Origin of the sequence: Gordonia sp. i37, from assembly GCF_002043085.1 — a bacterium.
In the GTDB taxonomy this organism is placed as follows: domain Bacteria; phylum Actinomycetota; class Actinomycetes; order Mycobacteriales; family Mycobacteriaceae; genus Gordonia; species Gordonia polyisoprenivorans.
This window is the reverse complement of the sequence record NZ_MVPX01000110.1, coordinates 1-25,371: the sequence shown is the minus strand read 5'-3', so window position 1 is coordinate 25,371 and position 25,371 is coordinate 1. Positions and strand designations below refer to the sequence as shown.

The following is a 25,371-nucleotide window of genomic DNA, read 5'->3' as shown; positions in this document are numbered from 1 at the left end:
GCTCGCCGCACGCGGCTCGCACCTCGACCATCGGGGGGAAGGGTTCGAATGACGCTCCGGGCCTTCCCATCCGATGGTCGAGGTGCCGAGGAGCGCCAGCGACGAGGCCTCGAGACCCCGCTCGCCGACCGGTATCCGCACCACCCGGTGACCCCGAACCAGCACCGGCGCAAACGGTCTCGAGGCTCGCCGCACGCGGCTCGCACCTCGACCACCGGGCGGGGACCAGCGGAGGGAAGGAAGCCTACGGCCATCGAGCAGAGGATGTCTACCCGGGACGCTACTGCTGGCCGAGGCCTCGCTGCATCGCGCGCTGCACGCGGGCGGCCTCACGCTTTGCGTACGGATTGGCTTGTCCGGCACGCGAACCCGCGAGTTTGGCACCGATGTGCTCGCCGACGGTGATCGGCGAGTAGCGGCTGCCGGCACCCACGCAGGAGGGCAGTGTGGAGATGGTGGCGTCGATGTTGCCGTCGTGGAAGTAGGCGGCAGATCTGCGGCGTTCGATGGTGCCGTCGACGATGGGCGGCTTGACGCGGTGCAGTGTCGACATCCAGCGTTCGTTGGTCCAGCGCGCCATCAGGTCACCGAGGTTGATGAGGAGCGCACCGTCGGTCGGGGCGACGTCGTGCCACACCCCGTGGTGGTCGAGCACCTGTAACCCGCGCACCTGATCTGCCCAGAGCACGGTAACGATGCCGTAGTCGGTGTGCTCACCCATGCCGGTCAATTCACCGTCGAGTTCGACCTCGCCGGGTGGCAATGCGTAATTGTTCATCCGCAGCACGTCGAGGGAATGGTCGGTGTAGCCGTCGAAGAAGTCCGGCGGGAGGTCGAGAGCATCGGCGAAGATGCGCGTCAGCACGTGTGCGACGCGGCGCGCCTCGACGAAATAGGTCGACACCGCAGCCTGGAAATGACTGACCGCGGGCCAGGTGTTGTCGGCGTAGTGATCGGCGGGCAGCTCGAGGCCGGGATACTGCTTCGCCTCGACGCCCACGTTGAATGCCTCGAAGAAATCGTTCATCCGCCCCGCCGACTCCACGCCGAGACTCAGCGAGAGCGACTCGGATTTCGGAGGTGCATATCCACGGTTGATCTCCGGCGGCGTCCGGTAGGCCTTCTTCTCGTCGAGCGGCAACGCGAAGAAGTCGTCCATGACGGCGGTGAACTCCTCGATCACCGCGGAGGGGATCTGGTGGCCGACGATCTGCATGAATCCGACCGAACTCGCCGCGTCATCGATCTGCGCCGCGACCACCGCGCGGTCGGCGGCGCTACCTCCGTCGGTGTAGGCGGAGATGTCGATGATCGGAACGCGAAAGGAATCCACGGACTCGTCGACGGTCGCAGTCATGGCCACCATGGTGACACCGATCGAGAGGATTCGCTGATCAGCGCGGCTGCCGCGGTCAGGCGTGTTGGCCGACGCGGTAGCGGACGAAAGCCGGAATGAACAGTGCGGCAACGATGGTCAGCACCACCACGGCCGCTCCGCCGAAGGCCGTGGTCGCCGCGACGCCGACGACCGCTGCCGCCGAACCGTGCGCGACGTCGGCGATGCGCGGACCACCGGCAACCACGACGATGAACACCCCCTGCAGTCGCCCGCGCACCTCGTCGTTGGCCGCGGCCAGCAGGATTGACTGGCGGAAGGCCGCCGAGGCCATGTCGGCGGCGCCGCCGATCATCAACAGCACCAGGACGACCGGCAGCCACGGCATTGCCGACCCGCCGGCGAACCCCACCGCCACACCCGAGAGCGCGATCGCCACACCCCAGATGAGGATGCACATGATCACCGCGAATCCCTGCCGCTGAACACGACTGACCCACCCGGAGAACACCCCGCCGACGACGGCGCCCGCCGAGATCGCGACGAACAGCAGCGCAAAGGCGAGGCCGCCACCGGACGGACCACCGAAGTTCTCGTGCGCCATCTGCGGGAACAGCGCCCGTGGCATGCCGAAGATCATCGCGATCAGATCGACGAGGAAGGACGCCATCAGCACCTTGTGCCGGGCGAGATAGGTCAGGCCGTCGATCACGGACCGCAATCCCGCGACCTTCGGCGCGTGCTCGCTCTCCGGACGCAGCGCAGGCAGCAGGATCACCGCCCACAGCGTGGCGAACAAGAAGATCGTGTCGATCAGGTACAGCACCGAATACCCCAGCACCGGGATCAACGCGCCGCCGACGAGCGGTCCGGCGATCGCGCCGGCCTGCATCACCGTCATGTTCAGCGACAGCGCCGCCGGCAGTTCGGACGCGGGCAGCAACCGCGGGAGCACCGCTGTCCGTGTCGGCTGATTGACCGCGAAGAAGGCCTGCTGAACGGTGAAGAGAGACAGGATGATCCAGACGTTGTTCCAGCCCATCGCCGACTGCAGCCAGAACAGCGCACTGGTGCCGATGAGTCCGAAAGTGGTGACGACCAGGATGAGCCGGCGATCCATGACGTCGGCAAGCGCCCCGCCCCAGAGGCCGAATACGACCAAAGGGGCCAAACCGAAAACTCCGGTGAGTCCGACATAGGCTGAGCTATCGGTGATCTCGTAGATCTGCGCAGGCACCGCCACCACGGTGAGCTGCGCGCCGATGACCGTGACGATGTTGGCCCACCACAGTCTCCGGAAATATCGATTGGACAGCGGCCGGGTGTCGGCCAGGAGACGACGCACCGAAACAGCTTAGGGGATCGAAGAATTGCCCCCGGCCGCTCCCCCGCCTACTCCGCCGTCGGCGGCCAGGGTGTCGAGCATCGCCAGACCCTCGCGTGCCCAGGCGATCTCCGCCTCGCTCCGGGCGACCATCCCGGCATAGGTGTGCGCCTTGAAGGCCACGATCCGCTCGTGATCGGAGTCGGGAAAACGCGAGAGCCTGCGCATGATCATCGGATCGGTGCGCGCGACGATTCCCGCGTGCACCGCGAGCAGCAACTGCCGCTGCTCGGTGTGATGGGCGATGTGATCCTCGAAGAATCGCCGCGCGCCCGCGGCATCGGTCCATTCGAGATAGGCGGCCTGTAGGTGGTGGGTGTCGCGCGGCGGCGAGTACGGCAGCGCTCTGCCCGCCCAGTCGATCAGTTCCTCGAGTCCGGCGTCGGTGATCGTGTACTGGGTCTTGGTACTGCGCGGCCCCCAGCGGACGGCGCTGCTCTCCACGAGTCCGTCACCTTGCATCCGCTTGAGTTCGGGATAGATCTGCGAGTCCGGCGCCGACCACACGTGCCCGACCGAACCGCTGAACCGCTTCGCGGCGTCGTATCCGGTCGCCGGCCCGGCGCTGAGCAGGGCCAGCAGTGCGTGTCGCAGGCTCACGGCTGCAGCCGCAGGACTTCCCAGACCCCGTCGACCATCGTCAGACGTATCCGGTTGTGCAGCCGGTTCGCGCGGCCCTGCCAGAATTCGACGCACGCCGGCTCCAGGCGATACCCACCCCACTGCGGGGGCACCGGGACCGGGGTGTCTCCGTCGATGCCGCCACACCGCGCAGCGACGTCGGCCGCCTTCGCCTCCAACTCCGCCCGGCTACCGATGGGACGGGACTGCTCGGAGGCGAGCGCCGAGAGCTGCGACCCCCGCGGCCGTTTGTACCAATAGTCTTGCGTCTCTTCGGGACTCACTCGGACCACCGCGCCCCGGAAGTGCACCTGGCGCTCCAGTGCGATCCACGGGAAGGTCACCGACGCAACGGGATTGGCGTCCAGGTCACGGCCCTTGTCGGAATCGTAGCCGGTGAAGAACACGATTCCGGCGGCGTCGGCGCCCTTGCACAGCACGGTCCGCGTGGCCGGCAACCCATGGGCGTCGACGGTGCCGAGGACCATCGCATTCGGCTCGGGTATCCGCGCGTCGAGGGCCTCGTGCAGCCACACCTCGAACAGGTCGAGCCACGGTGGGTCGCCGCGCAACCAACTCGGATCGAGGTTGTCGCGCACCCCGTCGGCCCCGGCCGCGCGATCTCCGTCGCCGACGTTGGGCGGGATGCCGCCGCCGTACCCGACACGCATGTTGGGCAGGTCGATCCCGGGTCGTCGGGGCCCGCCGTCGATGGATTCGCTCACTGTCCAGACGCTACTCCGGGCGAGTGCCGTGACCAGCGTGGCGGGGCGGTTACTCCCCGGTATGACGGCCTCTGCGGACTGTCCTACAGTGCACACAGAGGATGCCCCCAGCCCGGCATCCCCGGCACAGCGCCGTGCGGAACAGAAGGTGGTCGCAGACATGACGAACAGGATCCCCGACGACTTCGTCCCCGGCCTCGAGGGCGTCGTCGCCTTCACCACCGAGATCGCCGAACCGGACAAGAACGGCGGCAACCTGCGCTACCGCGGTGTCGACATCGAGGATCTCGTCGAGAACAAGGTCACCTTCGCCGACGTGTGGGCACTGCTCGTCGACGGCCGGTTCGGCGACGGTCTGCCACCCGCGGAACCCTTCCCGCTGCCCATCCACACCGGCGACGTCCGCGTCGACGTGCAGGCCGCGCTGGCGATGCTCGCCCCCATCTGGGGCTACCGGCCGCTGCTCGACATCGACGACGCCACCGCCCGCGCGAACCTGGCGCGCGCGTCGGTGATGGCACTGTCCTACGTCGCGCAGTCGGCCCGCGGCATTCACCAACCTGCCGTGCCGCAGCGCATCATCGACGAATGTGACACCGTCACAGCACGATTCATGACCCGGTGGAAGGGCGATCCGGACCCGAAGCACATCGCCGCGATCGACGCCTACTGGGTGGGAGCGGCCGAACACGGACTCAACGCGTCGACGTTCACCGCCCGGGTGATCGCCAGTACCGGAGCCGATGTGGCAGCGGCGCTGTCCGGGGCGATCGGCGCGATGTCGGGGCCGCTGCACGGTGGCGCACCGGCACGGGTGCTGCCGATGATCGAGGAGGTCGAGCGCACCGGGGACGCGCGGGCGCTGGTCAAGGGCATCCTCGACCGCAAGGAAAAGCTGATGGGGTTCGGTCACCGGGTCTATCGCGCCGAGGACCCGCGAGCCCGCGTCCTGCGCCGCACCGCCCAACAGCTCGGGGTGCCGCGCTACGAGGTGGCCGCGGCGTTGGAGCAGGCCGCACTCACCGAACTGCGCGAACGCCGCCCGGACCGCGCGATCGAGACCAACGTCGAGTTCTGGGCGGCGGTCATCCTCGACTACGCCGAGGTACCCACGCACATGATGCCCGCCATGTTCACCTGCGGCCGGACCGCGGGCTGGTGCGCACACATCCTCGAACAGAAGCAGCTCGGCAAACTCGTCCGCCCGGCCGCGCTCTACACCGGCGCCGCACCGCGGCGCCCCGAGGACGTCGAAGGGTGGGGTGACGTGGTCAAACCCGGCCTCTAGTCGACCAATCCGCGACGCCGGCCCGGCGGCTCGGTGACGAAGACTGCCAATTGTCACCAGGGTGTCGGGGGGCGGCGGGCTCTAGAACGAGATGAAGGACCTTTTCGCAGGTCACATCTGGATCGGAGCCCGTCATGAATCTGAAATTCCGCCTTCTCACGGTGGGGGTCGTCGCGACGGCGTTGACCGCACTGGCGGGGTGTTCCACCGCCGAGAACTCCTCGCAAGCAGGGTCGTCGCAAGCCGCCGTAGGCAGTTCCGCACCCAGGCCGGCGAATCCGGCGGTCCCCGGGGGCACCGTCATGGTGCCGCCGGACAATCCGTACTACACGTTGCTGGTCGAGGGAACGCAGCCAACCGTCAAGTACGGCCAGGACGTGAACGGTTGCGTCGTAAGCCGAGCACCTCGTGTGCGAACGCCGATCTGAGCGGCGCGGTGCTGCGCGGAGCGTCGTTTCATTACGCGGACCTGACCGGCGCCAACCTGTCCGGAGCTGCGGTCGCGTTCGCCGGATTCACCTACGCATCGATGGCCAATGCGGATCTGAGTAACACGACACTGACCGGGGTGTCACTCAACGAGATGTACGTGCCCGGGCTGTCGCTGAAGAACTCGAAGCTGCATCTCGGCAGCATCGACAATTCGTACCTACCCGGAGCGAATCTGGCCGGGCTCGACGCGAACTTCGGTGCGGTGGTCGGCTCGAACCTGAGCAAAGCCGATTTGAGCGGCGCCAACCTGTCCGACACCGATTTCAACGGTGACGATCTGACCGGCGCCAACCTGACGAACGTGAATCTCTCGAACGGCGACCTGACCGGCTCGAATCTCACCGGCGCCAACCTCACCGGCGTGACGTACTGCAACACGCTCATGCCGGACGGCAGCGTGAAGAACCCCCACAAGGGGCTCTGCCCGGGCCAGACCCCGCCCGCCGCCACCGGTAACCCCATCCCGCTGCCGGCGAGCAGCCCCTTCTACGGCGCGGTCAACGCGCTGATCAACGGAACCCAATTGAGTGCGGGCAGCAAGGTCAACGGGTGCGCGATCGCGGCGTTCACCAAGTGCCCCGGAGCGAATCTCACCAAGGCCAATCTGCAGGGCGGATTCCTCGGTTACGCCACGCTGGACAAGGCCGACCTGTCCGGGAGCAGCTTCTACCTGGGCAGCATCGCCTTCGGTCACGCCGATCAGGCCGACTTCAGCCAGATCCAGCTCGGTGGCAATGCAGCGGTCAACGCCAGCATGAACGGCGCGAGGTTCGACCACGCCGGATTGACTCTCACCAATCTCGTCGGTGCCGACCTGGTCGGCGCATCCTTCGTCGGAGCCGACGGCAGACTCGCCTCGTTCACCGGTGCCGACCTGCGGGGAGCCAACCTCACCGGCGCCAACCTGAGCCAGGGCTCGTTCACCGGAGCGAACCTGACCGGGGCCAACCTCTCCGGGGCCAACCTCACCGGGGCCAACCTCACCGGGGCCAACCTCACCGAAGCCAACTTCCTCGGCGCTGATCTCACCACCGCGAACATGGCCGGCGCCACCTTCTGCAACACCTTCATGCCGGACGGAACGGTCAAGAACGCCAGTAGAACCGGCTGCCCGTAAACCCATACCCGCACTGTACGAAGGAGTTTCGTCATGGATTCCAAGAAGATGTTCGTGAGTCTCATCCCGTGGGTGCTGTTCAGTGTGCTCATCAATCGCCGAGGCGCCGACGCCGCCGCCGTCGCCGCCGTCGCCGCCCTCCTCGCGGCCGCCGTGTCGCTGGTCCTGCTGATCAAGAGCATGCAGGAGACCGGCGTGAAGGTACTCGACGTCACCGGCGTCGCGACGTTCGGCGCGTTCGCGGTCGTCGGCTTCTCGGGCGGGTCGCCGGCGACCAACTGGATCGCCGATTACGGACGCGGATCGGCCACCCTCGTCCTGGCGGCGATCATGCTCGGTTCGGTGTTCACCGTGCCGTTCACCGAGCAGTACGCCCGGGAATCGGTGCCCCGCGAGTATTGGACGTCACCGGTGTTCCGCTCGGTCAACCGCAAGATCAGCGCGATGTGGGCCGGTGTGGTCGCGGTGATGGGCGTAGGTCACCTGCTGGCCGGTCTGCTCGATCCCGCGACACACCGGTTCCGGGTTTCCGACCGGTCGATCTCATCCTGAACTGGGTGCTGCCGATCGGCCTGATCCTGTTCGCGGTCAGGCAGACTCGCGAGCTGAGCACCCACGCGGGCGGGCGGACGGCACCGGTCACGCCCGAGCGACGGTGATCCCGAAGAGCCGGGGATTCTCTCGTGCCATGTCGCTGAGCTCATGCCGCGATTTCACGCCTGCCTTGCCGTAGATGTTGCCGAGGTGATAGCCGACGGTGCTCTGCGTGATGAAGAGCTCGCGTGCGATCTGGGCATAGCTCATCCCGCTGAGCAACAGCGTCAGGACGTCGTGCTCACGGTCGGTCAGAACGACCCCGCCGGCGAGCGCCTGCACCGGCAGTGCGGGCTCGGAGAGGATCACCCGGATGCGTTCCACGAACGGCGCTGCGCCGAGTCGGTCGTAGATGGACTCCGCTTGCCGCAGCGAATCACCGGCCTCGCGATGCTGCCCCAACAGCCTGGCCAGCCGTGCATGATCTGCCAGCAGATGCGCCCGGTACAGCGGGAGAGCGAGATCCATGGCGACGGCCGCGGTCAGCGCCGTCAACGCTTGCGGTCCCTCACCTCGGGCCTCGTGGATCAGCCCGCGGAACCACGAGGCCACTGCCGGTGCCCAGTCCGCGGCCGGTTCGGCGCGGGTGAGTCGACCGATAGCGGCATGTGCTTCATCGAGTCGCTTGGCCCAGATCAGGGCGGGTAAGTAGGTGAGTAGCAGGGCCGGACCGGCACGGGAGATGTCGGTGATCTCGAACGGGGGCCACGCAATTCGGCGAGCGCCGTGGCCTGCTCGGCGGCCGAACCGCCGGCGTGGGCGCGGACCAGCAGCGTGTTCACGAACTGCAGGCACGCCGGCTCCCATGGCGATTCGGTCAGCAGCTCGCGGGCCGACTCGATCAGGTCATCGGCTTCGGCGAACCGGCCCGCACCACTGTCGACCAGCGGCGCGATGGCCGCGGTCAACTGATGTACCACGGTGCCGGCGAGGTCGAGGGCCTTGCGGGAGGTCAGCGCAGCCCGACCCCAATCACCGGACAGCCACTGGACGAATCCGAGCTGCGCGTGAAACGATCCGGCACCGAAATCCGTCGAGTCCTCGATGCGGCGCGTGGCCTCGGTCAGGTCGTCGGAGGCCGCACGCGTCAGACCCATCGTCGCCCGCAGTGAACCCCGAAAAGCGAGTGCGCCCGTCGCCGTCAACGGCACCGCCACCGCTGCCGGAAGACCGGACAGTTGTGCGAGCACGGCAGTTATCCCGAAGCGACGAATCGATACCTGGCCGGCGACGACCAGCTCGATTCCGCGGATCGCCCCGTCGTCGGTGTCATCGGGCCGAACCATCTCGGCGCGGTCGATCCCGTCGGCGATGAGGTCGATCGGATGGCCCAGGCACGCGCGAGCCCAAGCGAGCAGCACCTCGGCGCGGTAGCGCAGCCGCGCCCGGTCGATCTGCCCTGAGCCAGCGGCAATCGGCCCAGAGGTGATCGGTTCGGCGGTGATCGGTTCGAGCTCGGCGACGGCGTCGCGGTACCGCCTTTCCTGGATTGCGTAACGACCCAGGACCAAGGCCCTCCAGATCGCGTCGCCGGCCATCCGGATGGCGTCGAGTTCGGCGCGCACGGTCGCGAAGTCGTAATTCAACACCACGTTGTACAGCGATTCGAGCCAACGTCGTTCGTGTACCGCAGGATCGGCCGTCAGCGCCGCGGCCCAGCGGAGGTACTGCGCAGCCTGCCGAAACGACCGCCGGCCGTACAGCCCATGCGCGTACGCCTCGAGCTCGTCGGCGAGACCGTCGTCGTACCGGGCGGCCGCCGCGCGTCGGTGCTGCAGTGCCATCGCCCGAGACGTCACGAGGGGTGCCGCACGCAGGTGGAGCTCACGCAGCTGTGTCAGCGGGGTCTGCTGGTACACCGCGGCACGGATCAGCGCGTGGGACGGACGCACCTGCAGTGGTTCATCCAATCGTCGAATATCTACCAGCTCGGCCGCACGCAACTCCTCGACGACTCCGGTCGGCTCGCCGACCTCGGCGACCGCCGAAACCAGAGCCAGCGACGACCACGTCCAGCCCAACACGCTCGCCGCGCGCAGCACGGCGAGGGCCGCGTCGGACAGTCGTGAAGTCCGCGCGGCGATCGTGCGGGCGAACGCGGCCGGCGCCGGCAACACGTCTGCAGTCGAGAGATCGGTCAGCTCGTGTTCGGCGAGAAGGGTTTTCAGATACAACGGGTTGCCGCCGGTGTGTTCGTGCAGCCGACCCACCAGTTCGTCGGAGATACTCGGCCACCGACGACGTGCCATCTCGGCCACCTGCCCGCGCGTCAGACCGGTCAGCGTGATCGTCACCGCTGCGCCGGGACCCTCGATCCACCGCTTCCAGTCGGGGTGTTGCCCAGGCGCCGGCGGCCGCGTGCCGACCGCCACCAGCAGCCGATCCCCGGCGGTGCGTCGCAACAGCCAGAGCAGCGCATCGACCGACTCCGGGTCAGCCCACTGCAGGTCGTCGGCGACCAGCAGTACCGGTCCGGCGGCGGCCAACGCATCGAGGCGGTCACGCAGTCCTTGGGAGCCACCCGGGGCGTGGATTGCCCACCGTCGAACATTCGACCCGGTTCGACTCCCCATTGGGTCAGCAGCGCATACGGTGCGCGATCGTTCTGCACGCCGTCGGCCGTCAGGACCCGAAAATTTCGTGCTTGCGCGATCAGGTCCGCCAGGAGGCTGGTCTTGCCGAGTCCGGGTTCGCCCTCGACCACCAGAACCGTCGGCACGCCGCCCTCGGCGCGATCGAGCACCGAGGTGAACAGGCCCGGATCGACGCCGTTCCATTCCAGCACAGTGAGCCCCTGGCCTCGATCGCGTGGTGCGCCCGGCGCGCATACCGGACATCGCGAACATACTCCCGTATCAACTCTCCGTCGCACCTCACCACGTGAGGCAGACTGGGGACGGGACCCGCGACGGCCGCGGGCCACCTCCAGCGAAAGGACCCATCGACGTGTCGAAGAACGCGAAGATCGCTCTCATCATCGTCGGCCTCGGGCTGATCGTGGCGCTACTGGTGTTCCTGCGGCGGGAGAAGACCCTCGTGGACGCGGCCACCGCGAAGATCGAGGAGACGATCGACGAGCTCGATCCCGCGGCCAAGGCCGCCGTGGTGGCGCGTCTGGGCATCGAGGTCAAGGACAAGGCGATCGAGGCCAAGGACATCGCCGTCGGCACCGCCAAGGGCCTCGCGGGCTGACTTCGCCGAGCTGACGCTGCTCAGCCGATGTCGCGGTGTCGGAACGAGATCCATCCGACCAGCACGAGTCCGCCGGCGACGCACAGCATCACCACCACCGGCAGCCATCGCATCGGCTCCACCGGGACGAGCGGGACGTGGGTGAACGGCGACAGGTCGTCGACCCACTGCGGCAGGTTGAACATCCCCGACAGCGGACCGAGAAGCAGGGCGACGACCACCACCGGCCACCCCAGGTGCACCAGCACGGGCGCCACCGCATAGAGCGCCACCACCAGTGCGCCGATGACGAACATCGCCGGAAGCTGGACCGCGGCGATCTGCGCCTGATGCGCGGCGGGCGTTGCCCAACCACCGCCGGCGATGCCGTTGCCGACGACGATGCACACCGCGGTGACGACCATCGCCGCCACCAGCCCGCCACCGGCGACGAGCGCGTAGGCCAGGAAGTACCGACCTCGCGCCGTCGGGGTCGCGAGCACGGCTTCGGCGCGGCCCGAGGCCTCCTCGGTGCGCATCCGTTCGGCGAGGGTGACCGCCCACGCGCCGGCCGCGACGGCGAGGATCGAGGTCATCGTCACCGCGAACACGGTGCTCAGACCGATGCCGCCCAGACGTGCCGAGAGTACGTCGGTGACCAGCTGATTCCCTTGTGCCAGTTGGTCGACCGACGGTCCCATGAAGCCGATGACGAGTGCGTAGACACCGAGTCCACCGAGCCATGACCGAAGCAGCGGCGTCGAGGTCTGCGCGACCATCGCCTCCACGTTCGGCAGCCGGTCGGTGCCCGCGGGGCCGGGTCGCGGGGCGATGAGGCCGCCGCCGAGATCGCGATGGCCGGCCACCCAGCCCGCCGCCGCACCACAACCGGCCAGCACCGCGAGGTCCGCGAGCAGCGGCCACGCGTTGTTGGCGCCGAACGGGTCCATCACCTGCGCCCAGCCGACCGGGCTGATCCACCGCAACCACCCCACGTCGCCGGTGGCGTCCGGGATTCCGCGCAACAGATAGCCAACGAGGACGACCGAGGCGCCGACGAGATTGCCGATGTGCCCGGTCGCCGCCACCTGCGCGGTCAGCAATCCGACGCCGACCGCGGCGAGCGCGGTGCCGGCGTACTGGGCGAAGACGATGCCGACCGACGCGGCGTCCGCGCCGAATCCGAAGAGCATCAACGCCATCGGCGCCGCCACCGCGATCCCGAACAGCGACGCGACGCTGGCCGCCGCCGCGGTCGGCGCGAGCGGCCCGACCACCCCGGACCGGATCAGTTCCGCACGACCGAGCTCCTCCTCCCGGCGGGTCTGGCGCACCACCATCAACACCGTGCACACGCCGAGCGCGGCGATCATGAAAAGACCTGCGCGCCAAACGGTTGCCGAGGCGATGGACTGGATGTGCACGGTATCGCCGAGCAGGAAACGGAAGGCGGCGTTGGCCCCCGGACCGGCCGCCAGCAAGCGTCGCTTCTCCGGCGTTCCATAGGCCGAGGCGATCGAGGCCGCGGTCGCCAGATTCACCAGCACGAAGATGACCACCGTGACCGGTGCCAGAATCCGTTCGCGCCGCAGCGCCAGCCCGAACAGCAGCCGGTAGCCGGTGATCACCGGGCCTCCAGACGTTCACCGTAGGCATGCAGGAACAACTCCTCCAGGCTTGGTGGGGTCACCGCGAGCGTGCGCACATCCCGTTCTGCCAGCTCCCTTGTCACCGCGACCAATCCGGTGTCATCGACGGTGAAGGTGACCTCGCCCTCGGCCCGCTGCTCGAAGTCGTGGACACCGGTCACCGAGGCCAGGTCGGCGGAGTCGCCGGCGACGGTCGCGGTCACCCGGGAGCGTCGTAGGTGCCGCAAGTCGCGCAGCGAGCCGGACTGGACGGTGCGGCCGTCACGGATGATCGTCACGGTGTCGCAGAGCTGTTCGACCTCGGCGAGGATGTGACTCGACATCAGCACCGCCGATCCCTGTGTCGCACACTCCCGTACGCATTCGGTGAACTGATGGGTCATCAGCGGATCGAGTCCCGACGTGGGCTCGTCGAGGATGAGCAACTCCGTGTCGGTGGCCAGCGCGGCGATCAGGGCCACCTTCTGCCGGTTGCCCTTGGAATAGGTGGAGGCCTTCTTTGTCGGGTCGAGGTCGAAACGATCGATGAGTTCGGCTCGGCGGGATGCGGATTCGGCCCGGATGCCCCGCAGCGACAACAGCAGATCGATACATTGACCGCCGGTCAGCTGCGGCCAGAGGTTCACATCCCCGGGTACGTAGGCCAGCCGCGAATGGATCGCGACGGCGTCGGCATGAGGGTCGGCACCGAAGACGCGCACCGTGCCGCCGTCATATCGATAGAGTCCGAGCAGCACCCGGATGGTGGTCGACTTACCGGCGCCATTGGGTCCGAGGAAACCCGCGACCTCACCGGGGCGCACCCGCAGGTCCAATCCGTCGAGGACACGGAACGAGCCGAAATGCTTTGTCAGCCCGGCAACCTCGATCACCGGGCCGGGTGAACCCACTCGGCCCTCATGTGCGTCGGTCATCGTCGTCCTCCTGGTTTGTCGTCCTGATAGCGCAGCACCACATCGAGCAGTGAGTCGTCGGCCATGACGCCGTGGACCGCGAGTTCGGTCGCCGGGATCACCACCCGGTCGGTGTGCGAACGCAGGATCGCACCGGCATCCGACCAGTCCTCCGGCGGATTCATCACGAGGTCGACCAGCAGCGCACCGAGGGACTGGGCGAGGAGGTAACGCGCTCGGGCCGGCTCGTCCCGGGAGGGTCTGATCGTCCCGTCGGCGACACCGGCCCGAAGGGTGACCTCGGCATCGGCAGCGAGCTGTTCGAGCAGTTCGCGCGCCATGTCTCCCCCGGCCTGCAGACTCCGAATGAGATAGACCATGCGCGGCCCTTGGTCTTCGAGCGTGTCCATCTGGGCCAGGATCGACGCGAAAGCCGGTGCGCCGGGTGATCTCTCGAGACTCTCCCGGTTCGCCTCACGAGTCTGGCGCAGCACGTGGGCATCACATTCACGCCGTAACGCGTCCTTGCTCCCGAAGTGGTGGATCACCAGACCCGGACTGACTCCTGCGGCCTCGGCGATCGCGCGGACCGAGGCCCCGAAGCCGGAGCGGGCGAAAATCTCGATCGCGGTGTCGCGCAGGCGCGCACGGGTGTTCCGGTCGTCACCGGCGACCGAATCCGAACCCCGCTCGGCTATACGCATGTTCAATAGGCTAAACATGCGTTCAGCTTCGGTCAAGGGTGCGCATCTGCCTCGTCGTCGCAGGACGACGGGCCGCGGCGCAGTGGCGAGGGCCACAGCCCTAGAATTGCGCCCATGAGCGACGCCGCCACCCCGATCACCCTTCCCGCCGACCTGCTGCCCGCCGACGGGCGTTTCGGTTGTGGACCGTCCAAGGTGCGGCCGGAGCAGCTGCAATCCCTCGTCGACATCGGCGCCTCGGTGATCGGCACCAGCCATCGTCAGGCCCCGGTGAAGAACGTGGTGGGCTCGGTGCGCGAAGGACTGTCGCAACTGTTCGCCCTCCCCGACGGCTACGAGATCGTGCTGTCCAACGGCGGCACCACCGCCTTCTGGGATGCCGCGTCGTTCGGCCTGATCAAGCGCCGCTCCCTGCACCTGACCTACGGTGAGTTCTCGTCGAAGTTCGCCACCGTCGCCAAGAAGGCGCCGTTCCTCGATTCCCCCGCGGTGATCTCGACCGATCCCGGTACCGCCCCCGACCCGGCCGCGCTGACGGCCGACGACTTCGGTGGCGTCGATCTGATCGGCTGGGCCCACAACGAGACCTCCACGGGTGTCGCGGTGCCGGTCTCCCGCCCCGACGGCGCCGACGACGCGCTGATCGCCATCGACGCGACCTCCGGCGCCGGCGGACTGCCCGTCGACATCGCCGCGACCGACGTCTATTACTTCGCCCCGCAGAAGTGCTTCGCCGCCGACGGCGGCATCTGGCTGGCCGCGATGAGCCCGGCGGCCCTCGCCCGGATCGAACAGATCGCCGGCACCGACCGCTGGTGCCCGGAGTTCCTGTCGCTGCCGACCGCGGTCGACAACAGTCGCAAGAACCAGACCTACAACACCCCGGCGCTGTCGACATTGCTGTTGCTGGACAACCAGATCCAGTGGATGCTCGGCAACGGCGGCCTGGACTGGTGCGTCTCACGTACCGCCGATTCGAGTTCGCGCCTGTACTCCTGGGCCGAGAAGTCGGAATTCGCAACGCCGTTCGTCACCGACCCAACCCTGCGTAGCCAGGTCGTCGGCACCATCGACTTCGACGACGAGATCGATGCGGCCGCCGTCGCCAAGACCCTGCGCGCCAACGGCGTCGTCGACACCGAGCCGTACCGCAAGTTGGGCCGAAACCAGTTGCGAATCGGGATGTTTCCGGCAATCGACCCTGACGATGTCAGCAAGCTCACCGCGAGCATCGACTACATCGTCGAGCGCCTGTAGCCCGCGGGCGCATACTCGATGAGGTGACCACCAGCCAGCCCAGTCATCTCGATCGCCGGCGTGCCGAATCCTTCGGTCCGGTCGCCGACGCCTACGACCGCTACCGTCCGCCGTTCCCGCCCGAGGTCATCGAGCGACTCCTACCTGTCCCGGGCATGTCGGTGCTCGACGTCGGCGCAGGCACGGGCATGGTCTCGGCGCCGATGGCCGCGGCCGGCGCGAGCGTGCTCGCCGTCGAACCCGACCCACTGATGGCCGAGAAGGCCCGCGCGAAGGGCATCGTCGTCGAGGAGGCGACCTTCGAGGAATGGGATGCGCGTGGACGCACCTTTGATCTGGTGGTCTTCGCCCGCTCGTTCCACTGGGTCGACCCACAGGTCGCACTCGCCCGCATCCCTTCGCTGCTCAACCCCGACGGCCGCCTGGCCCTGCTGTGGAACCGCGCGGCGGCCATCGAGCCCTCAGAAGCACGGATCCGCGAGATCTACCGGGAGGTGTGCGGCGCGGACGCGGTGCCGACCACCCGGGAGGCATCACGCGCCGAGGACCGCGCGCACGAACTGCTGACGAGCGCCGGACTGACGCCGACCATCGATCGATTCGCCGTCGAGACCCACCTGAGCACCGAGGATTACGTGAACCTGGCGTTCACGTACTCGCGCCAGCTCACCCTCGATGCGGACACCGCGGCGCGATTGCGCTCCCGTCTCACCGAGTTCCTCGGGAACGACGGGGTACGCGTGCGCAACAGCACCGTGGCACTCGTGTGCCGAGCACCGGTGACGGCCTGACCGAGCGGGCCCACACGCTACCCTGGAGCACATACGTCCCATCCGACGCATGGGTCACGTCCGCCACTGTCGGGCTGAACTGCGCGTTTCCGCCGTACCGCCGGGCGACTCCGGCCCGCGTGTCCGGCCCGATCCGCGACGTTCGGTGGTCTAACCTGGCCACAATGCCCGCACTCGTGGTCAACCGGAGGAGGAGCAGATGCGTGAACTTCGAGTGGTCGGCGTCGACGCCGGCGGCTCCCGAGTCATCTGCCAAGACGTCGAGTCGGGTGAGAAGTTCACCATTGCCGCCGATGAACGCCTCCGTGCCGCCGCCCGCGGCGATCTGTCCCGCCTGGGACAGATCGAGATCGAGATGACCAGCTCACTGCGACCACGCGAGATCCAGTCCCGCATCCGGGCCGGCGCCACCGTCGCCGAGGTCGCCGCCATCGCCGGGGTCAGCACCGACAAGATCGAACGATTCGCCCACCCGGTACTGCTCGAACGCAGCCGGGCCGCCGAACTCGCCGCGCTGGCTCATCCCCTGCGTCACGACGGCCCCTCGGAACTCACCCTCGGCGACGTCGTCACCGAGGGGCTCGTCGCGTTCGGCCAGAATCCGTCAGAGGCGGCCTGGGACGCCTGGAAGGGCGAGGACGGCTACTGGGCGGTGCAGATCGCCTGGCAGGTCGGCCACACCGAGCATCGCGCGCACTGGCGGTATCACCCCGGTGCGCACGGCGGAACCGCCGACCCGCTCGACGACCTCGCCGAGGAGCTGACCCACCCAGAACTGATCGAGCCGCGCCGACGCCTGACACCTGTCGCGACCCCGGTCATCACTCCGGTTCCCGCGCCCGTCGTCGACGTCGACGATGCGGGCCGCGAGCAGGTCACCCTCGACGCCGACTCGATCATCGGTGCCCAACGCAGCCGACACGATCCCGCGCATGCCCCCTTCGACGAGCACGGCACCTACGCACTCGATTTCGACTCCGCAGACCCGCACGGCACCGAACCGCACGGGCGCCACCGCGACGACGTCGAGGTCGGCACCGAACCCTCGGAGACCTCCGACGACGTCGCGACGGCCGAGGACGCCGACAGCCACGCCGTCGACACCGACAGCGCCGACGATTCGGCGCACACCACCGACGACGCACCGCCCGCGCCGACCCCGGTCACCGCGCAGCGTCGGCGCAAGTCACGCAAACCACCGGTACCTGCCTGGGAGGACGTCCTGCTGGGTGTCCGTAGCAATCCGAACAGCTGAGGGGGACGATGTCGGCGCGCGCAGTCACACTCTGGTTCATCGATACCGATGATCCTGCGCGAGTGATCCGTGACGGAGTCACCAACGACGTGACCGCTGCCGGACGCCTGGCGTCGGCCATCTACGGCGACAGCGTCCTACTGCCGATGGTCGACACCGACCTCGCGTCGGCGATGAGTGCGACGGATTCGCACGTCTACGCCGGTTTCTACGGGCCGCTGAGCGTGTTGTCGTGCTCGCTGTTCGCCACCGAGCGGCCCAGCACACTCACGCGGACGATCGCGTCGATCCAGCGCAGTGCCGCAGCCACGGTGCTCTACACCGATCCGGCCACCGGCACCGGCGCCTTCGCCCGATGGGAGAACGGGGAGCTACGGCGCTCGTTCTCGGCGACACCGGTGGACTACTTCGAAGACGAGGGCGTGCCCTTCGGATTCGAAGGACCGTTCTGGGGCGGCGAACATCCGCTGCGCTACGCCGACGGGGTGGCCCCCGACCCGCTGGCCCTGCCTTTTCACCCGCAGCAACTCGCCGAGGAATCCAACCGGGCCTGGCTCGGTTTCCGCTTCACCCATCCCCTCGCGCCGACCGACTCCGACCCGGCCCGAATCCCGGTGACCGCGTTCGCCATTCATCCGGCGGACTACCAACCGACGAGCGAGGACATCGAGCGCTACCACGCCGCGTCACGTGCGCGGGCGACACCACCGCCGACGCCCGACGAACAGGGCGGCGGTGAACCGAAACGCGGCCGCGGCCGGCTGGCCCGGTACTTCGGCTTCGGCGGCTCCTGACACCTCGGTCACCGCAACGTTTTTCGCTGTCGCTACGACATGGCGAACAGAGCGATACCCGAACCGACCCCGGCGAGCAGCCCGGTGAGCGCACCCCACACGATCCACCGCCACACCGGGCGAAACCTGAAGTCCCACAACGTCCACGCAGTCGCCGGGGCCAGCACGAAGATCGCGACGAGACCGACGCCGTGCGCCAGCGACTCCGCCAGACTGTAGACCCCGACGGTCACCAGCGAGCAGAAGGCCACAGCCACCGCACTGACGAGCAGCCCGAGTGTCCACGGCGTCGGCGCGTGGTGGCGCCATGGCTCGAGGTCGGCACCATCGGCCGATCCCGCGATCACCCGCTGCGGCTCGGGGATGTACATCGTCCACGCGGGGGTGCGGTCGGCGGTGCGCTCGCCCGAATCGCTCATTGCCCCATCGTGCCCGACCGGACGCGCTCATAGAAGGCGATCGCCGCCGCGGTGGCGACATTGAGCGAGTCGGTGCCCCGACTCATCGGGATCCGTGCCTGCACATGGGTGGCACGCATGGTGGCCCTGGCCAGTCCGGGGCCCTCGGCGCCGACGAGGAAGGCGACGCGCTCGGCGTCCACCGACTCGGCCAGGACCGCGGCCTGCGGGTCCGGGGTCAGCGACACCGTGGTGAAACCATGCCGGTGCACGTCGTCGAGTCCCGCGGGCCACTCGTCGAATTGCGCGGACGGCACCAACAGGGCGTGCCCCATCGACACCCGCACACTGCGCCGATAGAGCGGATCGGCACAGCCCGACCCGAACAAGACGGCGTCGACCCCGAGCCCCGCGGCATTACGGAAGATCGACCCGATGTTCTCGTGGTCGTTGACGCCTTCGAGGATCGCCACCGTCCGCGCGCCGGCGAGCACCTCATCGACGTGGCGGACCGGTGGTCGGCGGGCCACCCCCAGGACCCCGCGATTGAGATGGAACCCGACGATCTCGGCCATCACCTCGGCAGTGGCCCGATAGAACGGGACGGCCGCGTCGGTGTTCTCCGGCCCGACCACCCGCACGTCGTCGGCAAGTTCGTCGAGTCGCCGCGAAACCCCGAGGAAGGCGTGCGGGGTGAAGCGGGAGGCGATCATCCGTTGGGCGACGAGGACGCCCTCGGCGATGACCAGACCCCGGCCACGCCGGCCGCCGGGCAGGGCGGGTAGATCCGGACGCCGGTCGACCGAATTGAGATCGCGGAAGTCGTCGACCCGCTCGTCGGCGGGATCGTCGATGTCGATCACCCGCACCGGCAGTCTCCCGGCCGGCACGGGACCCGAGTGGACCGGACTCGAGTGGACAGGGCTGGGGGGCACGGGAGGGGAAGGCGCGTCGGACACAACCAGTCAGTCTGCCAAAGCGGCAACCGTGGACACTCGCCGATCCGAACCCGACGGGCCCGGCGACGAGTCCGGTATGACAACGTGGAGTCGTGAACAGTGCCGATGCCACGATCGACCATCTGAGCCTGAACCGCGCCACCGACGACGACTGGGACGACATCATCGCCGCCGACGCCCGGGCGTTCGCGATGCGCAACCCGATCCCCGACGACGAGCGAGATGACCTGCGCGCCAAGGTCTCCGATTCCGACGTCATCGTCGTCCGGGATACCGATGTGTCGTCGGTGCCGTTGGTCGGGGTGTCGATGTTCTACCGGATGTCGATGACCTTGCCCGGCGGAGCCGTCGCCGATGCAGCCGGACTGTCGTGGGTGTCGGTGGCCGCGACTCATCGTCGCCGCGGCATCCTGCGGCGGATGCTCACCGAGTTGACCCGCCAGTGGATCGACGAAGGGCAGACCTTTGCGATCCTCACCGCATCGGAGGGCACCATCTACGAGCGCTTCGGCTTCGGGCCGGCGTGCTTCGCGCATTCGATCCGCATCGGGTCATCGGCTCGGATGCGGGCCGAGCACCCGTCCCACGCGACGGTGCGCTTCGCCCACCCCGACGAGGTGGCGGCCGCCGTCGCCGACATCCATCACCGGTGGACCGCGACCCGACCGGGCGCCCTCGCCCGCACCGAGCAGTGGTGGGCGCCGATCCTGGCCGACCGCGACTCCGAACGCCCGCCGGCCGCGAGCGGGTTGCACTACCTGCTGCACGACGACGGGTACGCGAGCTACCGGGTGTTCAAGGGCGTCGCCGACGGCGAGGTACACGCCGAGATCGAGGAGGTCGTGGCGGTCACCGAGGACGCCCACACCGATCTGTGGCGGGTGTTGATCTCGCTCGACCTCATCCCGACCCTGCACGCGTCCATCCCGGTCGACGACCCCCTTCCGCGCAAGCTGCTGAACCTGCGCTCGGTCGAGGTGACCGGCCTGGTCGACAAGATGTGGTTACGCATCCTCGACGTGCCCGCCGCGCTCGGCGCGCGCCGATACGACGCCGATCTCGACGTGGTCCTCGAGGTGGGCGATCGCTTCGCCGGGCGCGGCGGAACCTTTGCCCTCACCGTCCGCAACGGTGCCGCCGTCGTGGTGCACAGCGAGGCCCAACCGACCGTGCGACTGGACACCTCGGTGCTCTCCAGCCTCTACCTCGGCGGGATCTCCGCGCACGAGTTCGCCGCGGCGGGACGACTGTGGACCGATTCGCCGGCCACGCTCGACGCGCTGGACCGGGCGTTCGCGACGACCCGGGCACCGTTCGCCGGCACCTTCTTCTGACCCGACCTCCCGCGCCGACCCGACCCTCCTCTCGGCCCGACGGGTCGGAGGTCAGCTGTCGTCGGAGATGATCCGCTCGAGGATCGGCACGGCCGCACTCAGCGTCGCGCGTTCCTCGTCGGAGAGCTCCTCGAGCCGGTCGTTGAGCCACGCCTTGCGGGCGGCCACCTCGTTCGCGATGACCCGCTCCCCGGCCGGCGCCAAGGTCACGATGGCCTGCCGACCGTCGGTGGGGTGCGCCTCACGCTTGATCATGCCGAGGTCGGCGAGCGAGGCGATGACCCGCGTCATCGACGGCGGTTTGACGCGTTCGGCCGCGGCGAGCGCACCCGGGGACATCGACCCCTCGTGATAGAGGGTGTTCAGCGCCGAGAGCTGCGTCAACGACACGAGTTCGTTGTCGCGACGCAGTCGCAGCCGCCGGGCCATACGTACGATCGCGAGCGAAAGCGACCCGGCCAGCCGTTCGTCACCCTCAACAACAAGCTCCACGGCGCAAATATTATGTTCTTCTCAGGAATTCCGCAGCATCGCGGCGAGAATGTCGCTCCTCCGGACCACAGATGTCCTCACGCGTGCACGAGTCCCGTCGCGACGGCTGCGTGGTGCTCCCCCCCGCTTCTTCCCCGAGCAATCCCTTCCTCCGCAACAAATTTCGCGGGGAAGAACGAAAGAGTGGGGGAAGAACACTCTTCCCCCACTCTTCGTGGGTCGTACGAGCCGATCGGAGACGAGGCAGCGCGCACGAGTGCGGTCCTCAGCCGAGGAGATCGGAGATCGGCTGCCGCGCGAAGTAGGCGACGAAGACGATGGCCACCAGCCACATCAACGGATGCACCGTGCGCGCCTTGCCCGCCGCGGTCGCCATCACCACCCAGCTGATGAAGCCGACACCGATGCCGTTGGCGATCGAGTAGGTGAACGGCATGGTGACGATCGTCAGGAAGGTCGGCAGCGCGATCGCGAAGTTCGTGAAGTCGATGCTGCGCACCTGCGCGATCATCAGTCCGCCGACGATCACCAGTGCCGGCGCGACGGCCTCACTCGGGATGACCTCGTAGACCGGGGTGAAGAACATCGCCGCGAGGAACAGCACGCCGGTGACGATGTTGGCCAGACCGGTCCGCGCACCTTCGGCGATACCCGACGCCGATTCGACGAAGACGGTGTTCGACGACGACGACGCGACACCACCGGCGATCGCACCGGTGCCCTCCACCACCAGTGCCCGTCCGATGCCGGGCAGATTGCCCTTGGCGTCGGTCAGCCCGGCCTCCTTGCCGAGGCCGGTCATCGTGCCCATCGCGTCGAAGAAGTTCGACAGCACCAGAGCGAACACGAGCACACATGCGGCGAGCACACCGACGCGGGTGAAGGCACCGAACAGGTCGACGTCACCGACGAGGCTCAGATTCGGCAGTCCGCCGAGTGAGTGCGGGATCTCGGGCACCGACAATCCCCACCCGCCGGGCTTGGTGGCACCCGATCCGAGGTGCAGCACCGACTCCAGGATGAGCGAGGCGACCGCGGTCACCGCGATACCTATGAGGAGTCCGCCGGGGACCCGTCGGACCACCAGCACGCCCATCAGCAGTACGCCGAGTACGAATACGAGCGTGGGGATGGTGGTGATCGAGTTGCCGCTGCCCAGTTGCACCGGCACCGTCGTCCCGGCGGCGTCGGGGATGCGCCGGACGAAGCCGGCATCGACGAATCCGACGAACGCGATGAACGCGCCGATACCCGCGGCGATGGCCGCTTTCAGTTCGGCCGGAACGGCATTGAACACCGCGGTACGGAACCCGGTGACCGCGAGCAACACGATGATGATGCCGTCGAGGACGACCAGACCCATCGCCTCGGGCCACGTCATCTGCGGCGCGATGGTCACCGCGAGCAGGCTGTTGATCCCGAGGCCGGTGGCGATCGCGAACGGATAGTTGGCGACGAGACCGAAGATGATCGACATGACGCCGGCGACGAGCGCGGTGACGGCGGCGACCTGGGCGATCGGCAACACGTGCCCGAGGACGTCGGCGTTGTGCGGCTCGCCGGGGATGCCGCCGATGATGATGGGATTGAGCACGACGATGTAGGCCATCGTGAAGAAGGTGACCAGGCCGCCGCGGAACTCCCGACCCAGCGTCGACCCGCGCTCGGAGATCTTGAAGAAACGGTCGAGCGCGCCCGTCGACCGGGCGCTCTCCTGCGTCGATTGGGCGCCCGATTCCGTCGACCGGGCGCTGGATTCCGTCGACTGGGCGGGAGTCGGTTTCGGGGGCTGACTCGAGGAATCGGTGGACACACCGGAAAGCTACCCTGAAGCCCATGTCCGACGCAGCAACCGTGCCCGAACTGCCCCGTGCCCTGCGCGCGCCCGAGCCGGTGATCATCGTCGGGATGCTGGCGTGGCTGATCGCCACGATCGTCGTCGGCGTGTCCGGATGGGGTGGGGGGCGAACGCTCGCGGTCTGCCTCACCGGCCTCGGCGTGGGCGTGCTGGGGACGCTGGTCTTCCTGATCCAGCGCAGGGCATCGCGACGCGGCGAGAAGACCGCACAGCGCGGACTCGACTGAAGACCGACTCGACGGACTCGCGAGCTCGGTCAGTCGGGCACCCGGATCAGCCCCGAGGCCAACGCTGCCGCCGATCGTCCCGCCGCGCGAATCGGGTCCCCCGATCGCAAGGTCCGGGCGAGGACGAAGGCACCTTCCAGCGCGCCGATGACCGCGAGCGCCAAGGTGCGCGCATCGGCGTCGGACATTCCGCGGGTCGCGAACAGCGCGGTGCCGGCCTCGATCCACGATATGAACACCTCGGCCGCGACCTCGCGGAGAGCCGGCTCGGCGTCGGCGACCTCACCGGCCACGGTGCCGACCGGGCACATGTTGATCCACCCGGACCGCTCGATGTCATCGGCGGCCTCGTCGAAGGCGGACATGATGATGTCGGGCAGTGCGCCGTCGACCGCCAGCAATCCGCCGACCAGTTGCAGATAGGCAGCACCCATCTGGCGCAGCGCCGACGCCGCGACGTCACGTTTGCCGCCGGGAAAGTGGTGATACAGCGAGCCGTTCGGGGCTCCCGACGATTCGAGGACCTTCTTGATCGCCGAACCCGCGTAGCCGTTGCGCCGAAGCGACTCCCCCATCGCCACGGTGATCCGCTCGTCATTCCGCATCTTCACATCGTAGAACAATTGCTCTAGAGTGAATACTCTAGAGCAATTGCTCCACACCGATCGTCGAGGAGATGCCGTGAACACCACCGCCCCGTCCGTGCGTCGGGTGGAGATCCCCGCCGGAACCATCGAGTACCTCGACGAGGGATCGGGCGCACCCGTCGTCCTGCTGCACGGACTGTTCATGGATGAGGCACTGTGGGACCCGGTGATGGCACACCTGCCCAACGGTTTTCGCTATATCCGGCCGGTGTTGCCACTCGGCGCCCATCGCGTCGCGATGAACCGCGACGCCGATCTGACGATGCCGGGCATGGTCGCCCTGCTCGCCGACTTCCTCGACGCCCTCGACCTGCGCGAGGTCACCCTCGTCCACACCGACTGGGGCGGAGGACTGTTCCTCACCGCCGCCGGGCGCGACGAGCGCGTCGGCGCGATGGTGATTCTTCCCTGCGAGGCGTTCGAGAACTTCCCACCGGGACTGCCCGGCAAGATGGCGACGATCGCGGCCCGACTCCCCGGCGGCCTCACCCTCGCCGCCCGCCAGCTCCGCAACAGCCGCCTGCGCAGGCTCCCGATGGTGTTCGGCCAGATGACGCGCCGGCCGATCTCCGACGAGCTGGCGCGGCGCTGGACCGAGCCGGTGCTCACGACTCCCGGCATCGCAACCGATCTGGCTTCTTATGCCGCAACGCATTTCGACCGGCGAGAACTCATCGCCGACACCGAGGCGCTCGCGCGATTCACCGGCCACGCGCTCGTGCTCTGGTCCCCCGACAACCGCGTCATGCCGCCGGCACACGGGCGCCGCCTCGCCGAACTGATTCCCGGTGCACGCTACGCCGAGATCGCCGATGCCGCGGTCCTGCTGACCCTCGACGCCCCGGTCACCGTGGGTCACGAGATCGGCTCCTTTCTCACCGGGAACTGACCGTCATCCCGTGATCGATCCAGCGTGATCGATTCCTCTCCACCGATCTCTTTTCGATGTGACCCTTGACACGCTCCGAACAGTGAATGTACGTTCATTCATCATGAAGCGGTGATCACCCGATCACCACCGACGATTCGACGAGGAGCATCCGCCATGAACTACGAGGACATCGAGTACACCGTCGAGGGACCGGCCGCAATCATCACGATGAACCGGCCGAAGCGCTACAACGCATTTCGCGCCAAGACCGTGGAGGAAATGATCAACGCCTTCCGCCGCGCCTGGGCGGATTCCTCCGTGCAGGCCGTCATCCTCACCGGTGCGGGCGACAAGGCGTTCTGCACCGGTGGTGACGTCAAGCAGCGCGCCGAGACCGGCGACTACGGTCCGTCGGAGAGCGGGATGTTCGAGATCGGCAACCTGCACAAGACGATTCGTGACATCCCCAAGCCGGTCATCGCCGCCGTCAACGGCCTCGCCATCGGCGGGGGGG

The 25,371-nt window shown here is 68.1% G+C and carries 26 protein-coding genes; 12 read left to right on the top strand and 14 right to left on the bottom strand.

Features of this window, described 5'->3' with window-relative positions; genetic code table 11:
• Positions 1–280 precede the first annotated feature (280 nt).
• The 4 genes from B1964_RS05080 to pdxH are packed head-to-tail and all read right to left on the bottom strand — an operon-like array spanning position 281 to position 4,012.
• The gene (locus B1964_RS05080) at positions 281–1,366 is read right to left on the bottom strand and encodes a 2-oxoglutarate and iron-dependent oxygenase domain-containing protein (protein WP_079929081.1); all 1,086 of its coding nucleotides are present in this window, start codon (positions 1,364–1,366) and stop codon (positions 281–283) included.
• A 46-nt stretch (positions 1,367–1,412) separates the two neighbouring features.
• On the bottom strand, positions 1,413–2,681 hold the full coding sequence (locus B1964_RS05075; protein ID WP_079929080.1) for an MFS transporter: 1,269 nt from the start codon (positions 2,679–2,681) through the stop codon (positions 1,413–1,415).
• 9 nt (positions 2,682–2,690) lie between these two features.
• A complete protein-coding gene (locus B1964_RS05070; RefSeq protein ID WP_020170242.1) occupies positions 2,691–3,320 on the bottom strand; it encodes a PadR family transcriptional regulator in 630 nt (209 codons plus the stop codon).
• A complete protein-coding gene (pdxH, locus tag B1964_RS05065) occupies positions 3,317–4,012 on the bottom strand; it encodes a pyridoxamine 5'-phosphate oxidase (protein WP_172398756.1) in 696 nt (231 codons plus the stop codon). Before pdxH ends, B1964_RS05070 begins: the two co-directional genes overlap by 4 nt.
• Before the next feature lie 214 nt (positions 4,013–4,226).
• Between pdxH and B1964_RS05060 the strand changes: the two genes are divergently transcribed.
• From B1964_RS05060 to B1964_RS05050, 3 genes are all read left to right on the top strand, one after another.
• Entirely contained in the window at positions 4,227–5,354 is a 1,128-nt protein-coding gene (locus B1964_RS05060) for a citrate synthase 2 (protein WP_079929083.1), read from the top strand.
• Positions 5,355–5,739: 385 nt separating this feature from the next.
• Complete coding sequence (locus B1964_RS05055; protein ID WP_172398754.1) at positions 5,740–6,963, top strand: pentapeptide repeat-containing protein; 1,224 nt, start codon at positions 5,740–5,742, stop codon at positions 6,961–6,963.
• A 33-nt stretch (positions 6,964–6,996) separates the two neighbouring features.
• The gene (locus tag B1964_RS05050; RefSeq protein WP_253193891.1) at positions 6,997–7,515 is read left to right on the top strand and encodes a hypothetical protein; all 519 of its coding nucleotides are present in this window, start codon (positions 6,997–6,999) and stop codon (positions 7,513–7,515) included.
• Positions 7,516–7,602: 87 nt separating this feature from the next.
• Here B1964_RS05050 and B1964_RS05045 read toward each other — a convergent pair whose 3' ends face one another.
• Positions 7,603–8,109, bottom strand: coding sequence for a helix-turn-helix transcriptional regulator (locus B1964_RS05045; RefSeq protein ID WP_172398753.1), 507 nt, complete (start codon positions 8,107–8,109; stop codon positions 7,603–7,605).
• An 83-nt stretch (positions 8,110–8,192) separates the two neighbouring features.
• Positions 8,193–10,130, bottom strand: coding sequence for a hypothetical protein (locus B1964_RS30915; protein ID WP_253193890.1), 1,938 nt, complete (start codon positions 10,128–10,130; stop codon positions 8,193–8,195).
• Positions 10,131–10,503: 373 nt separating this feature from the next.
• Here B1964_RS30915 and B1964_RS05035 point away from each other — a divergent pair, with 373 nt between their 5' ends.
• A complete protein-coding gene (locus B1964_RS05035) occupies positions 10,504–10,749 on the top strand; it encodes a hypothetical protein (protein ID WP_006368223.1) in 246 nt (81 codons plus the stop codon).
• 20 nt (positions 10,750–10,769) lie between these two features.
• Here B1964_RS05035 and B1964_RS05030 read toward each other — a convergent pair whose 3' ends face one another.
• The 3 genes from B1964_RS05030 to B1964_RS05020 are packed head-to-tail and all read right to left on the bottom strand — an operon-like array spanning position 10,770 to position 13,974.
• Positions 10,770–12,356 (bottom strand): ABC transporter permease, encoded by a 1,587-nt coding sequence (locus B1964_RS05030; RefSeq protein ID WP_079929076.1) that lies wholly within the window; start codon positions 12,354–12,356, stop codon positions 10,770–10,772.
• Positions 12,353–13,291, bottom strand: a complete 939-nt coding sequence (locus B1964_RS05025) for an ABC transporter ATP-binding protein (protein ID WP_079929075.1) — start codon at positions 13,289–13,291, stop codon at positions 12,353–12,355. The genes B1964_RS05030 and B1964_RS05025 overlap by 4 nt, the downstream gene beginning before the upstream one ends.
• Positions 13,288–13,974 (bottom strand): TetR family transcriptional regulator, encoded by a 687-nt coding sequence (locus tag B1964_RS05020; RefSeq protein ID WP_006368220.1) that lies wholly within the window; start codon positions 13,972–13,974, stop codon positions 13,288–13,290. The genes B1964_RS05025 and B1964_RS05020 overlap by 4 nt, the downstream gene beginning before the upstream one ends.
• A 114-nt stretch (positions 13,975–14,088) precedes the next feature.
• On the opposite strand from B1964_RS05020, the gene serC reads away from it, so the two are divergent.
• From serC to B1964_RS05000, 4 genes are all read left to right on the top strand, one after another.
• Complete coding sequence (gene serC, locus B1964_RS05015) at positions 14,089–15,231, top strand: phosphoserine transaminase (protein ID WP_006368219.1); 1,143 nt, start codon at positions 14,089–14,091, stop codon at positions 15,229–15,231.
• 23 nt (positions 15,232–15,254) lie between these two features.
• Positions 15,255–16,022 carry a class I SAM-dependent methyltransferase gene (locus B1964_RS05010; RefSeq protein WP_079929074.1) on the top strand — a complete coding sequence of 256 codons (768 nt, stop codon included), beginning with the start codon at positions 15,255–15,257 and terminating at the stop codon, positions 16,020–16,022.
• 199 nt (positions 16,023–16,221) lie between these two features.
• Entirely contained in the window at positions 16,222–17,277 is a 1,056-nt protein-coding gene (sepH, locus tag B1964_RS05005) for a septation protein SepH (protein WP_014361256.1), read from the top strand.
• Between the two features lie 8 nt (positions 17,278–17,285).
• Complete coding sequence (locus B1964_RS05000; RefSeq protein WP_006368214.1) at positions 17,286–18,071, top strand: hypothetical protein; 786 nt, start codon at positions 17,286–17,288, stop codon at positions 18,069–18,071.
• Positions 18,072–18,103: 32 nt separating this feature from the next.
• On the opposite strand, the gene B1964_RS04995 is transcribed toward B1964_RS05000, so the two are convergent.
• Positions 18,104–18,490, bottom strand: a complete 387-nt coding sequence (locus B1964_RS04995; RefSeq protein WP_079929073.1) for a DUF2537 domain-containing protein — start codon at positions 18,488–18,490, stop codon at positions 18,104–18,106.
• Positions 18,487–19,338, bottom strand: coding sequence for an RNA methyltransferase (locus B1964_RS04990; RefSeq protein WP_079929082.1), 852 nt, complete (start codon positions 19,336–19,338; stop codon positions 18,487–18,489). Before B1964_RS04990 ends, B1964_RS04995 begins: the two co-directional genes overlap by 4 nt.
• 182 nt (positions 19,339–19,520) lie before the next feature.
• Here B1964_RS04990 and B1964_RS04985 point away from each other — a divergent pair, with 182 nt between their 5' ends.
• Entirely contained in the window at positions 19,521–20,762 is a 1,242-nt protein-coding gene (locus tag B1964_RS04985; protein WP_006368210.1) for a GNAT family N-acetyltransferase, read from the top strand.
• Between the two features lie 51 nt (positions 20,763–20,813).
• Here B1964_RS04985 and B1964_RS04980 read toward each other — a convergent pair whose 3' ends face one another.
• Both B1964_RS04980 and B1964_RS04975 read right to left on the bottom strand, forming a co-directional pair.
• Positions 20,814–21,254 (bottom strand): MarR family transcriptional regulator, encoded by a 441-nt coding sequence (locus tag B1964_RS04980; protein WP_006368209.1) that lies wholly within the window; start codon positions 21,252–21,254, stop codon positions 20,814–20,816.
• A 265-nt stretch (positions 21,255–21,519) separates the two neighbouring features.
• Entirely contained in the window at positions 21,520–23,067 is a 1,548-nt protein-coding gene (locus tag B1964_RS04975; RefSeq protein WP_079929072.1) for an NCS2 family permease, read from the bottom strand.
• A 23-nt stretch (positions 23,068–23,090) separates the two neighbouring features.
• On the opposite strand from B1964_RS04975, the gene B1964_RS04970 reads away from it, so the two are divergent.
• Positions 23,091–23,339 carry a DUF2530 domain-containing protein gene (locus B1964_RS04970; protein WP_006368207.1) on the top strand — a complete coding sequence of 83 codons (249 nt, stop codon included), beginning with the start codon at positions 23,091–23,093 and terminating at the stop codon, positions 23,337–23,339.
• Positions 23,340–23,368: 29 nt separating this feature from the next.
• On the opposite strand, the gene B1964_RS04965 is transcribed toward B1964_RS04970, so the two are convergent.
• The gene (locus B1964_RS04965) at positions 23,369–23,944 is read right to left on the bottom strand and encodes a TetR/AcrR family transcriptional regulator (RefSeq protein WP_253193889.1); all 576 of its coding nucleotides are present in this window, start codon (positions 23,942–23,944) and stop codon (positions 23,369–23,371) included.
• Between the two features lie 46 nt (positions 23,945–23,990).
• Between B1964_RS04965 and B1964_RS04960 the strand changes: the two genes are divergently transcribed.
• Positions 23,991–24,875, top strand: a complete 885-nt coding sequence (locus B1964_RS04960) for an alpha/beta hydrolase (RefSeq protein ID WP_020170227.1) — start codon at positions 23,991–23,993, stop codon at positions 24,873–24,875.
• A gap of 156 nt (positions 24,876–25,031) precedes the next feature.
• Positions 25,032–25,371: enoyl-CoA hydratase-related protein (locus tag B1964_RS04955; protein ID WP_172398752.1), on the top strand; the 340-nt coding region annotated here is incomplete at its 3' end.